Here is a 13,541-nt window from a genome sequence, read left to right on the forward strand (position 1 = left end):
GGCGGGGCGTCGGAATCCCCAAGGATTCCGACGCCCCGCCGTGGGTGTTGATGCTCAGTGCTTTTCAGGTCCGACGTGGTACTCGAAGACCAGGCCTGCCGCTGCCGCCAACACGGCAACAACTGCAACGACGATCATCCAGGGCTGGAAGAACGCCAGCGCGAGGCCGGCGAGGGCCGCTGCACCGGCCAGCAGGATGGGCCAGTAGCTTCCGGGGCTGAAGAACCCGAGGTCGCCGGCGCCGTCGGCAATTTCTGCGTCCTCGTAGTCCTCGGGCCGGGTGTCGAGGCGGCGGGCGACGAACCGGAAGTAGGTACCGATGATCAATGTCAGGCCCGCCGACAGGCAGATGCCGGTCAGACCCGCCCACTCGATACCGGTCCGGGAGACGGCGGTGAACACGCCGTAGACGATCGCGACGAGAATGAAGAATACCGTCAGGATCTCGAAGAGCTTGGCTTCGATCTTCATATCAGCACTTGTCCTTGGTCAATGAGGTATCAGCAGCGGGGTCAGTTACCTTCGACACCGCTCGCCTGCTGGTAGCCGCGATCGGTGGTGAACGGTGAGGTGGAGGTCGCCACAGGCGACTCGCCGATAGCCTCGAGAGCCTCCGCCGTGGTCAGCGCCCGGCCACCCTCGTCGGCAGGCTTACGCAGATCGATGTACTGCGCGAACTTGTCCGGGCTCACGGCGCGAACCTCGAAGTTCATCATCGCGTGGAACGTTCCGCACATCTCGGCGCAGCGTCCCACGAAGGCGCCTTCCTTCTCGATCTCACTGATCTGGAAGACGTTGTCGGACTGGTTCTCCTTGGGGTTCGGGTTGACGTCCCGCTTGAAGAGGAACTCCGGCACCCAGAAGGAGTGGATGACGTCAGAGGAGGCGAGCTCGAACTGGATCCGCTTACCGGTCGGCAAGACGAGGATCGGGATCTCCTGGCTGGAGCCGATGGTCTCGATCTTGTCGTAGTGCAGGTAGGACAGGTCCTGCGGGGACTTGCCGTGGATTGCACCGGGCTGCGCGTGACCGCCCTCGCCCCCGTGCTCGGTTCCGGACGCCGCGCCTGCCTCGACGGCCGCCTGGGCCTCCTGGTCGATGCCGTCGTACTTGGCCTGGCCGTCACCGAGATCGATGGAGCGGTAACCGAACTTCCAGTTCCACTGGTAGGCAGTGACGTCGACCACGACGTTGGGGTTGTCCTCCTTGTCGAGGACGTGGTTCTGCACGACCACCGTGAAGTAGAACAGAACGGCGATGATGACGAACGGGACGGCGGTGTACGCCAACTCGAGCGGCACGTTGTACGCAGTCTGGCGAGGGAACTCGGGAGAGTCCTTCTTCTTACGATGGAAGATCACCGCCCAGAAGGTGAGGCCCCACACCAGGATGCCCATGACGAGGGCGGCGATGACCGACCAGGTCCAGAGCTCACGCATGCGTTCTGCCTGCGGGGTTACGCCCGAAGGCCACCCGAAACGAAGCACTTCGTTGTCGATTGAACAACCCGACAGCAGCAAGGCAGCAACGCCCAAAGATGCTGCCAACCCTGCCCGCCGAAGGATCCGACCTTGCGCCACGTTCACGCCTTCCTGATCGCCGCAAATTCCACTAGGGCACACCCGATGGGAAGGCCCAATTACTACGCAGCGTAGACCAAAGCGGATGGCCGTCCCTCCTCGGGTCGGGCGGTCGTGTCGCCGCCGCTGCCGGGGCGGTGTCCTCGACGGCCGGAACCGGCCGCCGCGGGAATCTGCGGCATACTTTCCGGCAGAGTTCCCTGACCTCTCCACACCCGTGTGGAGCATCCCAGATTCTGAATTGAGGTACCGGACGCTGTGTGCGGACTGCTCGGGCTACTGACCTCTGGAGAAACCAGCGACTACGCCGTCTCACAGGTCGACGAGGCGATGCACTGCCTGCGGCATCGCGGGCCGGACGAGCACGGGACGTGGCACGACGATCACCTCGTGTTCGGCTTCAATCGGCTGTCGATCATCGACATCGAACACTCCCACCAGCCGTTGCGGTGGGGTCCTGCCGAGAACCCGCAGCGGTACGCCCTCACCTTCAACGGTGAGATCTACAACTACCTCGAGGTTCGCGCGGAACTGGCCGAGCAGTTCGGGGCGCAGTTCGTGACCGAAGGCGACAGTGAGGCCATCGTCGCGGCGTTCCATTACTGGGGCGAGGACGCTGTGCGGCGCCTGCGCGGCATGTTCGCGTTCGCGATCTGGGACACCGAGACGCGGGAGCTGTTCATCGCCCGCGACCCCTTCGGCATCAAGCCTCTGTTTCTGGCGACGGGGACGGGCGGCACCGCGTTCGGCAGCGAGAAGAAGAGCCTGCTCGAGCTGGCCGACCTCATCGGTATCGGTACGGACCTCGATCCGCGGGCCGTGGAGCACTACACGGTGTTGCAGTACGTGCCGGAGCCGGAGACGTTGCACAAGGACATCCGCCGACTCGAATCGGGCTGCTTCGCGCGGGTGCGTCCGGGCGAGGCACCGGTGATCACCCGGTATTTCGCCCCTGCCTTTCCGGTGCAGCCCTTCACCGCGGGAACGGAGAAGGCCCGGTATGCGGAGATCGCGGCGGCTCTGGAGGATTCTGTCGCCAAGCACATGCGCGCCGATGTCACGGTTGGGTCCTTCCTGTCGGGCGGCATCGATTCGACGGCCATTGCGGCGCTCGCGATGCGCCACAATCCGAACCTGATCACCTTCACCACCGGCTTCGAGCGGGAGGGCTATTCCGAGGTCGACGTCGCGGCCGAGTCGGCAGAGGCCATCGGGGCACGGCACGTCGTCAAGGTGGTCAGCCCCGCGGAATTCGCGGCGGCTATCCCGGAGATCGTGTGGTACCTCGACGACCCCGTCGCCGATCCGGCCCTCGTCCCGCTGTGGTTCGTCGCGAAGGAAGCCCGCAAGCACGTCAAGGTGGTGCTGTCGGGCGAGGGCGCCGACGAGTTGTTCGGCGGCTACACCATCTACCGCGAGCCGCTGTCACTGAAGCCGTTCGAGTATCTGCCGAAGGGTCTGCGGCGGGCCGCCGGACGCTTGTCGGAACGGATCCCCGACGGGACACGCGGAAAGAGCCTGCTCAATCGCGGTTCGCTCACCCTCGAGGAGCGGTACTACGGCAACGCCCGCAGCTTCAACGACGCCCAGCTGCGCACGGTGCTGCGCGATTTCCGTCCCGAATGGACGCATCGGGACGTCACGGACCCGATCTACGCCCAGTCGCAGGGATGGGACCCCGTGGCCCGCATGCAGCACCTCGACCTGTTCACCTGGTTGCGCGGTGACATCCTGGTCAAGGCAGACAAGATGACCATGGCCAACTCCCTCGAACTGCGGGTGCCCTTCCTCGACCCGGAGGTGTTCGAGGTGGCCTCCCGGGTGCCGTTGGAACAGAAAATCACCAAGAACACCACGAAGTACGCGCTACGGCAGGCTCTCGAAGGCATCGTGCCCGGCCACGTGCTGCACCGGGCCAAGCTCGGGTTTCCCGTGCCGCTTCGGCACTGGTTACGCGGCACGGAACTCTTCGACTGGGCGCACGAGCAGATCGCCGCGTCCGGCACCGACCATCTGCTCGGCAAGGCCGCCGTCGCGAAGATGCTCGACGATCACCGGGACGGCGTCTCAGATCACAGCCGTCGCCTGTGGACCGTCCTGACCTTCATGGTCTGGCACGGCATCTTCGTCGAGAACCGGATCACCCCGAAGATCGCGGAGCCTGCGTACCCGGTGTCCCTCTAGGCGCTCCGCGCCTGTGAGTGGTTGACGAGTCCAGGGACTCCTCAACCACTCACGAGCGGCGGAGCCGCCTCTTACGGGAGAAACGCCGCAATCTCGTCGGCCGCGGTGGCGCCGTACGCATCGGCCAGTCGTTTGACGGCCTCGTCCCGGTCGAAGGTCCACTCCTGGGTTCCCATTGTCTCCAGGACGAGCACGGCGACGAGCGATCCCAGCTGGGCGGAGCGCTCGAAACTCAGGCCGGCGCTGTGCGCGAGAAGGAATCCGGCCCGGAATCCGTCGCCGACACCGGTGGGGTCGACTTTGCCCTTCTCCGGTACGACGGTGACCCGGGTATGGGTTCCGTCCGACTCGACGATGTCGACGCCCTTCGAACCCAGCGTGGTGACCCGGACGCCGACCTGCGCACGAATCTGCTCCTCGGACAGCCCGGTCTTCTGCTGGAGCAATCCCCATTCGTACTCGTTGGTGAACAGGTACTTGGCGCCTCGGATCAGCGCCGTTGCCTCGTCACCGTTGAGTCGGGCCAGCTGCTGCGAGGGGTCGGCCGCAAATGGAATGTTCTTCTGCCTGCATTCGTCCGTGTGTCGGATCATCGCGGCGGGGTCGTTGGCGCCGATCAGCACCAAGTCGACACTTCCACTAGTTCCGGTGACCTGTTCGAGCTCGATCTCGCGAGCCTCGCTCATTGCGCCGGGGTAGAACGACGCGATCTGCGCCATGTCCTCATCCGTGGTGCAGACGAACCGCGCGGTGTGCGCCGTCGTGGAGATCCGAACGGCGGTGCAGTCGACGCCGTTGCTCTCGAGCCACTCACGGTAATCGGCGAAGTCGGCCCCCACGGCACCGACGAGGAGCGGCGAGCCGCCCAGAACACCCATGGCGTACGCGATGTTGCCGCCCACTCCCCCACGCCGGACCACGAGGTCATCGACCAGGAAACTCAACGAGATATGGCTGAGCTGATCGGCGAGCAGTTGCTCGGCGAACCGGCCGGGGAACCGCATCAGGTGGTCGGTGGCGATGGAACCGGTTACCGCAATTGTCACGGGCGGATGCCTTTCGGTGAGTTCGGGCGGGATTTCTCACCGTACCCGCAGTACCACCCATGATCGGGTGGGAGCACGGCGAGGTGGACAGTGGTGTCCGGACACCAAAAAGTCTGACACGGAACCTGAGCTCCGCATCAGACTTTTCGATTCAGTTGTCGGCCGGCCCGGGACTCAGTTGAAGGAGTCGCCGCAGGCGCAGGACCCGGTGGCGTTGGGGTTGTCGATCGTGAACCCCTGCTTCTCGATGGTGTCGACGAAATCGATCGACGCACCTTCGACGTACGGCGCGCTCATCCGGTCCACAGCGAGGGCTACCCCGCCGAAGTCGACGATGAGGTCGCCGTCGAGGTTGCGATCGTCGAAGAAAAGCTGGTAACGCAGTCCTGCGCAGCCGCCGGGTTGCACGGCGATACGCAGTGCGAGGTCGTCACGACCCTCCTGATCGAGCAGCGCCTTTGCCTTGGCGGACGCAGCCTCGGTCATCTTGACGCCGTGGGTGGCGGTCTCGTTCTGCACAGTCATGGGCTCTCCCTGTAGTTCGTAACAAACCCGTGAACGCTTCAACGGTACTCCGCGCCCGACTTATTCCCGGGTTTCATTGCCTCTGCGGCGCGACCGCACAGCAATCATCGTCCATGGTATCCGACGTCGCGATTTCCGGTTACTACCGAAGGGTTCCCCTTAACTAGGCCGTGCCCCCGCGGCCGTCGTCAGAGAGAATTGATCCCCTGCAGGACGAGTGCTGCCGAGGCCGGAATCAGCATGCCGAGACCGATAGATGCGAATGTGGCACCGCTGGTTCGGTGGGTGCGGGTGCTGAACATGCTCATCCCTGAGAAGCCGATCACGGCCGCGAGGAAGAAGAGGTATATCGGGGGCAGAACCAGCAGGCCCAGGATGCCGGCGGCAACGGCGATCACCACCCAGGACCACCGCAGATCCTCGACCTCGAGCTTCGCTACCGTCCACATCGTCAGCACCTCGCTTGTACCCGAAGTGTACCGAGATCGGGCCGTCCAGCGGAGGCCGGAAACACGACCGGCCGTCCACCCCGCCGGATGTCGGCGGGGTGGACGGCCGAGTACGAACCGTGAGGTCATCTTCGGGTGTTCGGCGTTTTGGCGAGCATGAAGGTGACCGCGCCGCCGACGACCACCACACCGATCACCAGCAGGATCCAGACGGGGAATCCACCGGACTCCTCCGCAGGCTGCGCTTGGGAGGGGTTTGCAGCCCTGGTCACCGAAAGCGCTGTACCGGCGGTGGGAGTAGCCTCGGCCCCTGCCTGGGTGAGGTCGAAGGTGTAGGTGCCGGCGATCGGATGACCGTCGGAGGAGACGACCCGGAACGCGACGGTGTACTGCCCGGCAGCGCCGAGACCGTCCAGGTCGACGCTCAGGAGCCGGCCGTCGACGGCCGGCTCGGAGCGCCCCCACTGGGCGCCGTCGGAACCCACCACGGTCAGGGCGGCGAAGTTCGGTTGAATGTCCTGATTGAACACCAGGGTGACGTTGTCCGGGGCGGCATCGATCTGGGTGCCGTCGGCCGGGTTGCTGCTTTCAAGCGCGGCGTGAGCCATTCCCGGGCCGGCGGTCAGAGCGGCGCAGGCGAAGACCGCGGCCGCGACGAGGACGGCGCGGGTGAACCAGGAAGTCATGTGTTTCTTCATTTCTTTGGTGTCGAGCACAGTCACCGATCCGCGAAGGCAGCGCGCTGGCAAGAAGGTCTTCCAGGGGAGCAACGAACTTTCGGACCAGGATAGGTCTCGAGCCGGGAGCGCCTGAAAATCGTGGATCAGGGTCGTGTTGTCTGAAGGCAATGCAGGCGGGGCCAGCGGTCACCGCTCCCGGTGACCGCGAATCCGGCGCCGCGAACCGAACCGGCCAATTCGTGGATCGGATGTGCTGCATCGCATGGCCGCTCACAGCTCCGACGAGGTGGTTGGCGATGCGGTTGCGCGGTGGCCGGAAGTCGGCGATCAACAATTTCCCGCCGGGCCTGAGCACCCGGAACGCCTCTGCAAGCGCCTTCGCTCGCAGTTCGGGTGGAATGTGATGAATGGCCAGGCTGGAGATCACGAGGTCGAAAGACGCGTCCGGCTGGGGAAGGTCTTCGGCGCCGGCGATCACGAAGGTGCAGTTCGCCAGGGCTCGCCGGGCCGCGTACTCCATCATCGGCGGTGACGGATCGATGCCCACCACCCGCCCACCCGGACGCACCACGCGGGCTGCACGGCGGGAGAAGATGCCGGTTCCGCAACCGATGTCGAGCACCTCATCCCCCGGCTTCGCACCGGACAGCGCGACCAGGCCGTCGAAGACCCGGCGACGGAAACCACCGAACCCCACTGCGGAGAACCACTCGTATAATTGGGCGCGCCGAATCAGTCCTCCGCTCGAGTGGTCGGCGTGTCCGTGAGATCCGCCGAGCAGTCGTTGAGCGAGTCCCATGACGACTTTCCCTTCGGTGAGCTACCCCGGCCGACGCGCATCAGGGCGCGCCGGCGACAACGTGTTGGTGGGCGGGGTAGGCATGGACGAGTGCGGTGGACAATTTCGGCACCGCATGGGTCAAGGTGTGCTCGGCCTCGTGCGCTAACCGGTGCGCTTCGGCCAGGCTGATTTCGGGGTCGATGTCGAGCTCGACGTCGGCATGCAGACGGTGCCCGATCCACCGCATTCGCACGCTGCGCACCTCACTCACCCCGGGTTCTACGGACAACGATTCCTCGGCGGCGTCGACGAGTTCCGGATCGACCCCGTCCATCAAACGGCGGAACACGTCCCGCACCGCGGTGCGCAGGACCGCGAGGATCGCCACGGTGATGACCAGTCCGACGATGGGGTCCGCCAAGGGGAAGCCCAGGGCCACACCCCCCGCGCCGAACAGCACGGCCAGGGAGGTGAAACCGTCGGTGCGTGCGTGCAATCCGTCGGCGACCAGGGCGGCGGAGCCGATCTGGCGGCCCACCCGAATGCGGTAGAGGGCGACGAATTCGTTACCGACGAATCCGACGAGTCCTGCCGCGGCAACCCACCCGACGTGCTCGATCGGGACCGGGGTGATCAGTCGCCGCACGGCTTCGACTCCGGCGATCAATGCGGACAGCGTGATCATCGCGACCACGAACAGCCCCGCCAAGTCCTCGGCCCGCCCGAACCCGTAGGTATAGCGGCGAGTGGCCGCCCGACGCCCGAGCGCGAACGCAATCCACAACGGAATCGCGGTCAGTGCGTCGGAGAAGTTGTGCACCGTGTCCGCCAGCAATGCGACCGAACCCGACACGGCGACGATCATCAACTGAGCAATCGCGGTGACACCCAGCGCGACCAGGCTGATCTTCACCGCCCGAATGCCGATCTCGCTCGATTCGAGGGCGTCGTCCACACTGTCCGCTGCGTCGTGACTGTGCGGGGCGAACACCTCCCGCACTGCCGCCCGGAACCGGCCACCACCCTCATGCCCGTGACCGCGACCGTGGGTGTGAGTCGGTGGTTTCGGTGCGTGACTCATGCCTGTCCACCCTCCGCACGTGCGGGTGCCGGAACCTCGGCACCTGCCGAAGACGGAGCCGAACCCGACTTTCGCTCGGGATGCAGAATCCGCAACTCGTCACCGGTGCGGTGATGCCCTGGAACACCCGGCCCGGCATGCTCCGCATTGAACACGGCATCGGTAACCAACTGGCGGATGTGATCATTCTCCAGCCGGTAGATCACCTGGGTGCCTTCCTTCCGTGTACGCACCAAACGCGCCATCCGCAGCTTCGCCAAATGCTGCGACACCGACGGGGCAGGCTTTCCCACATGCTCGGCCAGGTCGTTGACCGACAACTCTCGATCCACCAACGCCCACAGCACCTGCACGCGGGTGGAATCGGCCAGCATGCGGAAGACCTCGACCACCAGATCAACCTGATCGTCCGGCAAGCGCCGACGGCATGAACCGTTATCTGCATTCATACGCAGATAATAACGCGCAATCCGCCGTCTCTACCGAAACCGGGCAAGTCCTCGCACCCACGAAGCCTTCGCCCGCCGAGGCCACCCCGCATATCGGTGCGAGGGCAGTTTTCCTCGTAACCGCGTCTTCCCATAGGCTGGAAGAGTGAAATTGCTACGCCGCGGTGATTCGGACAATTCAGACAAGCGGGATGCCGAGACGGCCGCGCCGTCCACGGCACCGGAATCCGAGTCCGCCGAACAGGTCGGCAAGGGCCGTCCGACCCCTAAACGCCGCGACGCGGAAGCGAGGCGGCGAGGACCTGTGGCACCGGCACCTCTGACAGCGAAAGAGGCGCGGGCCCGCCGCAAAGCCACGCGGGGCAGCAAGGAAGAACGCAAGATCGCTGCCGCGGAACGGCGGGCCACGGCGTCCGAGCGGCGCGCCCGCATGCTCGCAGGGGAGGACAAGTACCTCCTGCCTCGCGACAAGGGGCCGGTCCGCGCGTATGTCCGCGACATCGTCGACGCCCGGCGCAACCTCGTCGGACTTTTCATGCCACTGGCGCTGGTACTGATCATGGCGATGTTCGTCAGCCCCGCCCTGCAGGCGATCGTGACGCTGGCGATGCTCGTGATGATGCTGTTCATGGCCGCAGAAGGCGTGTGGCTGGGTCGCAAGATCAACTCCCGGGTGCGCGAGCGCTTCCCGGATACGATCGACGGCGGCTTCAAACTCGGCTGGTATGCGTTCGTTCGGGCGTCGCAGATTCGTAAGCTTCGCGCTCCGAAGCCCCGGGTTCGTCCGGGCGACGCAATCTAGGACTCACCCTCTTCGCATCAGTGATGCGGCGCGCGGTGCGACTCGGCGAGTAGTCGGCCCAGTTGGGCGTCGTGGCTATCGGACTGATCCGCACGCGGGTCGGCCGGCCGGAAAAAGTTGTCGCGGAAACTGCGGCGAATCCACGGGCGTGGCGTGCCCAGGCGCTTCCCGGCGAACATCACGGCCGCGTTCAGCGCTACAAGGGCGAGGAACTCAGTCATGGCTGAAAGTCTCCGCTCGACGCCTTCCGGCCAACAGTGGCGCAAATGACGATGTACGTCAAAATACTGCCAAATTGTCGGGTTGGTAGCGTTTGCGTCCGTGTCCCCCGCCGAACCCCCGAACCGACCGGATCTCCCCCACAGGTCCTCGCGAACCCTGGTTCTCGGCGGCGCACGATCCGGGAAGTCGGCATACGCCGAACGGCTGGCGCACACTCTCGCGGGTACCGGATCGGTCCGCTACCTCGCCACCAGTCGCCGCGATCCCAGCGATGTCGATTGGGAGGACCGCGTCGAGCAGCACCGAGTCCGCCGTCCCGCCACCTGGACCACGATCGAGACGGCCCCGGGCCGCGACCTCGCCGAACAATTGCGGTCGTCCACCGACGCCCCTGTCACCCTGGTGGACGATCTGGGCACCTGGCTGACCGTGGAGTTCGACGCCGCCGGTGCCTGGGATCTGCCACGAGGCACCCTCGCAGGCGAGGTTGAGGAACTGGTCGCGAGCGTCCGCGACTACCCCGGTGACCTCGTCCTCGTGACACCGGAGGTCGGCCTCGGCGTCATCCCGGAGACCCGCTCCGGACGCCTCTTTCGCGACGAAATCGGTGCCCTCAACGCCCGGCTGGCCGAGGTCTGCGATCGGGCAGTCCTCGTGGTGGCCGGGCTGACCATGACCCTGAAAGACCTTCCCGCCGCGAATGCATCCGGGACGACAGTTCCCAGTCGAACGAGAGGCCAAGCGTGACGAGCGAGTCCGTGAGCAACGACCCCGGTCGGTTCGATCCGGTTCCCCCACCGGACGACACGATCCGCCGCACGGCCGAAGCTCGTCAACTGCAGCTCACCAAACCGGCCGGCTCACTGGGACGGCTCGAGGTACTCGCATGCTGGGCATCGGCATGCCAGGGAATATGCCCGCCCGCACCTTTCGAACGGGCCCGCGTCGTCGTCTTTGCCGGGGATCACGGAGTCGCGCGCACCGGGGTGTCGGCGTATCCCCCCGAAGTGACGGCGCAAATGGTCGCCAATTTTCTCGGCGGCGGGGCCGCGGTCAACACTCTCGCCGACCGAGCGGGTGCCAGTGTGCGCGTGGTCGACATGTCGGTCGACGGCGACACCGATCCGACGGTGTCGGCGTACAAGGTGCGGCGCTCGTCGGGGGTGATCGACCGCGAGGACGCACTCACTTCCGAAGAGACCCTGCGGGCCATCGAAGCCGGCCGCTCCATCGCGGATCACGAAATAGATTCCGGCGCTGATCTTCTCATCGCCGGAGACATGGGAATCGGCAACACCACCCCTGCCACGGTGCTCATCGCGGCGCTGACGGACACCGAGCCCGTCGCAGCGGTGGGTCGGGGAACCGGTATCGACGACGCCGGGTGGATACGAAAGACGGCGGTGATCCGCGACGCCCTGCGCCGCGCTCGGCCCGTCGTCCGCGACACGGTGGCCTTGTTACGCACCGTGTCGGGCGCGGACATTGCAGCGATGGCAGGTTTTCTCGCGCAGGCGTCCGCGCGCCGGACGCCGGTGATCCTCGACGGCGTCGTCGTCACGGCCGCTGCCATGGTTGCCGAGGAACTGGCCCACGGCGCCCGCGCGTGGTGGCTCGCGGGACACCGGTCGACCGAACCGGCACACACGATCGCCCTGAAACACCTGCAGCTGGACCCTCTCCTCGAACTCGACATGCGCTTGGGTGAGGGGTCGGGCGCGGTGGCCGCACTACCGATCCTGCAAGGTGCCGTGGCCACACTCGCATTCATGGCGACGTTCGACGAGGCGGGAGTCAGCACCGGCGACGTCACCGAGGCCGACGTCGCCGACGTGGACTGATCGTGTCTGGGTTGTTGCTGGCATTTTCCTGGTTGACCGTGCTCCCGCTCCGCGGCCCCGACAGCGTGGACCGTGTGGCAGGCGGGCGCGCGATCCGATATGCACCCGTGACCGGTGCGGCTCTGGGCGTGTTGGCTGCCGGCCTACTGTGGCTCCTGGTGTCGGCAGGACTGATCCCGGCCCTGGGAGGGCTGTTGACGGTCGGGGCTCTCGCGCTCGCCACTCGTGGCATGCACATCGACGGGTTGTCCGACACGGTCGACGGTCTCGGGTGTTACGGGCCGCCGGAACGCGCAAAGGCTGTGATGCACAGTGGCGGCGCAGGCCCGTTCGGCGTGTGCGCCCTGCTGATCTGCCTCGGGACACAGGCTCTTGCTTTCGGTTCCCTCGCCGTTGCAGGACAGTTCGGGGCCGTAGCAGTCGCCGTGGCGACCGGGCGCGTCGCCGTCGTATTCGCTTGCCGCCGTGGAGTTCCGGCATCGGCCACTGAAGGTTTCGGCGCACTCGTTGCCGAAACACAGTCGTGGTGGACGGCGTTCGCCTGGACGGTCCCGCTGCTAGCAGCAGCGGCGTGGTGCGGCCCCGACTGGTGGCACGGGATCATCGTCGTCGCGGTGACTCTCGCCCTGTCGGCTCTGTTGGTGGCGCACTGTGTCCGCCGGTTCGCAGGCGTGAACGGTGACGTGCTGGGTGCCGCGATCGAGATCACGGTTGCGGCCGCAGCGGTCGGTTTCCTCCTCTGAGCGACCGCCGAGAAGCGCTGATTCAGCGCAGCTTGTGCATCCAGCCGTGGGTGTCGGCGAACGTGCCACGCTGAATCCCGGTAAGGGTGTCCCGCAGGGCCATCGTGACCTCTCCCGGCTCCCCGTCGGCGACGACGAACTCGCCCTCTGCCGACTTGACCCGTCCCACCGGGGTGATGACTGCTGCGGTGCCGCAGGCGAATACCTCGGTGATCTCTCCCGACAGGGTCTTGGTTCGCCATTCCTCGGTGCTGATACGACGTTCCTCGACTGCGAAACCGGCGTCGGTTGCCAGGGTCAGCAGCGAATTCCGGGTGATGCCCGGAAGTAGCGAGCCGGACAGCGAGGGTGTGACGAGGCGGGCATCGGAACCGGACCCGTAGACGAAGAAGAGATTCATCCCGCCCATTTCCTCGACGTATGCACGCTCGAGGGCGTCGAGCCACACCACCTGATCACAGCCTTCGTCGGCCGCCTGCGCCTGGGCGAGAAGCGAAGCCGCGTAGTTGCCGGCGAACTTGGCCGCGCCGGTTCCTCCGGGAGCCGCGCGCACGTACTCCGTCGAAAGCCACACGCTGACCGGCTTCACCCCGCGCGGAAAGTATGCCCCCGCAGGCGAGGCAATCAGGAGGTAGCGGTACTCGTCGGCCGGCCGCACCCCCAGGCCGGCCTCGGTGGAGAACATGAAAGGACGCAGATACAGCGCATCCTCACCGCCGGCGGCAGGCACCCACGCGTGATCGACGTCGAGGAGTTCAGTGATCGACTTGACGAACAACTCGGCGGGAAGTTCGGGCATCGCGAGCCGACGAGCCGAGGTGACGAGTCGTTCGGCGTTCGCCTCGATGCGGAACGTCGCGATGCCACCGTCCGGCTGCCGGTACGCCTTGAGGCCCTCGAAGATGGCCTGCCCGTAGTGCAGCACCATGGCCGCCGGATCGAGTTGGAGCGGACCGTAGGGTTCCACCCGGGCGTCGTGCCAACCGTGGACGGCGGAGTAGGTGATCGACACCATGTGGTCCGTGAAGTACCGACCGAATCCGGGCGCCGCCAATATCTCTCGCCGCGCCTCATCCGAGGCGGGGGAAGGATGCGGGACGCGAAGAAACTCGGTGACACCTGTCATGCCGGTGATCCTATCGAACGCCTCCTGCTCGC

At 65.9% G+C, this 13,541-nt stretch carries 16 protein-coding genes; 5 read left to right on the top strand and 11 right to left on the bottom strand.

Annotated features, from left to right (window positions below):
- Window positions 1-54: 54 nt before the first annotated feature.
- Complete coding sequence (locus HYG77_RS03290) at window positions 55-471, bottom strand: cytochrome c oxidase subunit 4 (RefSeq protein WP_109329202.1); 417 nt, start codon at window positions 469-471, stop codon at window positions 55-57.
- A 41-nt stretch (window positions 472-512) separates the two neighbouring features.
- Window positions 513-1,586 (bottom strand): cytochrome c oxidase subunit II, encoded by a 1,074-nt coding sequence (locus HYG77_RS03295; protein ID WP_208961829.1) that lies wholly within the window; start codon window positions 1,584-1,586, stop codon window positions 513-515.
- Between the two features lie 252 nt (window positions 1,587-1,838).
- Here HYG77_RS03295 and asnB point away from each other — a divergent pair, with 252 nt between their 5' ends.
- Window positions 1,839-3,764, top strand: coding sequence for an asparagine synthase (glutamine-hydrolyzing) (gene asnB / locus HYG77_RS03300; protein WP_208961830.1), 1,926 nt, complete (start codon window positions 1,839-1,841; stop codon window positions 3,762-3,764).
- Window positions 3,765-3,835: 71 nt separating this feature from the next.
- On the opposite strand, the gene HYG77_RS03305 is transcribed toward asnB, so the two are convergent.
- The 7 genes from HYG77_RS03305 to HYG77_RS03335 form a co-directional block, all read right to left on the bottom strand.
- The gene (locus tag HYG77_RS03305) at window positions 3,836-4,810 is read right to left on the bottom strand and encodes a carbohydrate kinase family protein (protein WP_208961831.1); all 975 of its coding nucleotides are present in this window, start codon (window positions 4,808-4,810) and stop codon (window positions 3,836-3,838) included.
- A gap of 174 nt (window positions 4,811-4,984) precedes the next feature.
- A complete protein-coding gene (locus HYG77_RS03310; RefSeq protein ID WP_109329195.1) occupies window positions 4,985-5,335 on the bottom strand; it encodes an iron-sulfur cluster assembly accessory protein in 351 nt (116 codons plus the stop codon).
- 188 nt (window positions 5,336-5,523) lie between these two features.
- On the bottom strand, window positions 5,524-5,784 hold the full coding sequence (locus HYG77_RS03315) for a hypothetical protein (RefSeq protein WP_208961832.1): 261 nt from the start codon (window positions 5,782-5,784) through the stop codon (window positions 5,524-5,526).
- Window positions 5,785-5,909: 125 nt separating this feature from the next.
- Window positions 5,910-6,470, bottom strand: coding sequence for a copper resistance CopC family protein (locus HYG77_RS03320; RefSeq protein WP_208961833.1), 561 nt, complete (start codon window positions 6,468-6,470; stop codon window positions 5,910-5,912).
- Entirely contained in the window at window positions 6,373-7,263 is an 891-nt protein-coding gene (locus tag HYG77_RS03325; protein WP_244373441.1) for a class I SAM-dependent methyltransferase, read from the bottom strand. The genes HYG77_RS03320 and HYG77_RS03325 overlap by 98 nt, the downstream gene beginning before the upstream one ends.
- Window positions 7,264-7,303: 40 nt before the next feature.
- Complete coding sequence (locus HYG77_RS03330; protein ID WP_208961834.1) at window positions 7,304-8,326, bottom strand: cation diffusion facilitator family transporter; 1,023 nt, start codon at window positions 8,324-8,326, stop codon at window positions 7,304-7,306.
- A complete protein-coding gene (locus HYG77_RS03335) occupies window positions 8,323-8,775 on the bottom strand; it encodes a metalloregulator ArsR/SmtB family transcription factor (RefSeq protein WP_109329189.1) in 453 nt (150 codons plus the stop codon). The genes HYG77_RS03330 and HYG77_RS03335 overlap by 4 nt, the downstream gene beginning before the upstream one ends.
- Before the next feature lie 145 nt (window positions 8,776-8,920).
- Between HYG77_RS03335 and HYG77_RS03340 the strand changes: the two genes are divergently transcribed.
- Window positions 8,921-9,577, top strand: a complete 657-nt coding sequence (locus HYG77_RS03340) for a DUF3043 domain-containing protein (protein WP_109329187.1) — start codon at window positions 8,921-8,923, stop codon at window positions 9,575-9,577.
- Window positions 9,578-9,594: 17 nt separating this feature from the next.
- On the opposite strand, the gene HYG77_RS03345 is transcribed toward HYG77_RS03340, so the two are convergent.
- Window positions 9,595-9,798 carry a hypothetical protein gene (locus HYG77_RS03345; protein WP_208961835.1) on the bottom strand — a complete coding sequence of 68 codons (204 nt, stop codon included), beginning with the start codon at window positions 9,796-9,798 and terminating at the stop codon, window positions 9,595-9,597.
- Between the two features lie 100 nt (window positions 9,799-9,898).
- On the opposite strand from HYG77_RS03345, the gene cobU reads away from it, so the two are divergent.
- From cobU to HYG77_RS03360, 3 genes are read left to right on the top strand one after another with little or no spacing between them, the layout of a single operon-like run.
- On the top strand, window positions 9,899-10,546 hold the full coding sequence (gene cobU, locus HYG77_RS03350; protein ID WP_109329183.1) for a bifunctional adenosylcobinamide kinase/adenosylcobinamide-phosphate guanylyltransferase: 648 nt from the start codon (window positions 9,899-9,901) through the stop codon (window positions 10,544-10,546).
- Entirely contained in the window at window positions 10,543-11,640 is a 1,098-nt protein-coding gene (gene cobT, locus HYG77_RS03355; protein ID WP_109329181.1) for a nicotinate-nucleotide--dimethylbenzimidazole phosphoribosyltransferase, read from the top strand. The genes cobU and cobT overlap by 4 nt, the downstream gene beginning before the upstream one ends.
- Window positions 11,641-11,642: 2 nt before the next feature.
- On the top strand, window positions 11,643-12,383 hold the full coding sequence (locus HYG77_RS03360) for an adenosylcobinamide-GDP ribazoletransferase (RefSeq protein WP_208961836.1): 741 nt from the start codon (window positions 11,643-11,645) through the stop codon (window positions 12,381-12,383).
- Window positions 12,384-12,405: 22 nt separating this feature from the next.
- Here HYG77_RS03360 and HYG77_RS03365 read toward each other — a convergent pair whose 3' ends face one another.
- On the bottom strand, window positions 12,406-13,509 hold the full coding sequence (locus tag HYG77_RS03365) for a branched-chain amino acid aminotransferase (RefSeq protein ID WP_109329177.1): 1,104 nt from the start codon (window positions 13,507-13,509) through the stop codon (window positions 12,406-12,408).
- Window positions 13,510-13,541: the final 32 nt, after the last annotated feature.

Source organism: Rhodococcus sp. ZPP (assembly GCF_017656075.1).
Classification (GTDB): domain Bacteria; phylum Actinomycetota; class Actinomycetes; order Mycobacteriales; family Mycobacteriaceae; genus Rhodococcus_F; species Rhodococcus_F oxybenzonivorans.

Bases quoted from the DNA above. Each gene is read 5' to 3' on its own strand.
- HYG77_RS03310 (WP_109329195.1), bottom strand. From the start codon at position 5,335: ATGACTGTGCAGAACGAGACCGCCACCCACGGCGTCAAGATGACCGAG.
- HYG77_RS03290 (WP_109329202.1), bottom strand. From the start codon at position 471: ATGAAGATCGAAGCCAAGCTCTTCGAGATCCTGACGGTATTCTTCATT.
- HYG77_RS03330 (WP_208961834.1), bottom strand. From the start codon at position 8,326: ATGAGTCACGCACCGAAACCACCGACTCACACCCACGGTCGCGGTCAC.
- HYG77_RS03365 (WP_109329177.1), bottom strand. From the start codon at position 13,509: ATGACAGGTGTCACCGAGTTTCTTCGCGTCCCGCATCCTTCCCCCGCC.
- HYG77_RS03315 (WP_208961832.1), bottom strand. From the start codon at position 5,784: ATGTGGACGGTAGCGAAGCTCGAGGTCGAGGATCTGCGGTGGTCCTGG.
- HYG77_RS03325 (WP_244373441.1), bottom strand. From the start codon at position 7,263: ATGGGACTCGCTCAACGACTGCTCGGCGGATCTCACGGACACGCCGAC.
- HYG77_RS03320 (WP_208961833.1), bottom strand. From the start codon at position 6,470: ATGACTTCCTGGTTCACCCGCGCCGTCCTCGTCGCGGCCGCGGTCTTC.
- HYG77_RS03345 (WP_208961835.1), bottom strand. From the start codon at position 9,798: ATGACTGAGTTCCTCGCCCTTGTAGCGCTGAACGCGGCCGTGATGTTC.
- HYG77_RS03335 (WP_109329189.1), bottom strand. From the start codon at position 8,775: ATGAATGCAGATAACGGTTCATGCCGTCGGCGCTTGCCGGACGATCAG.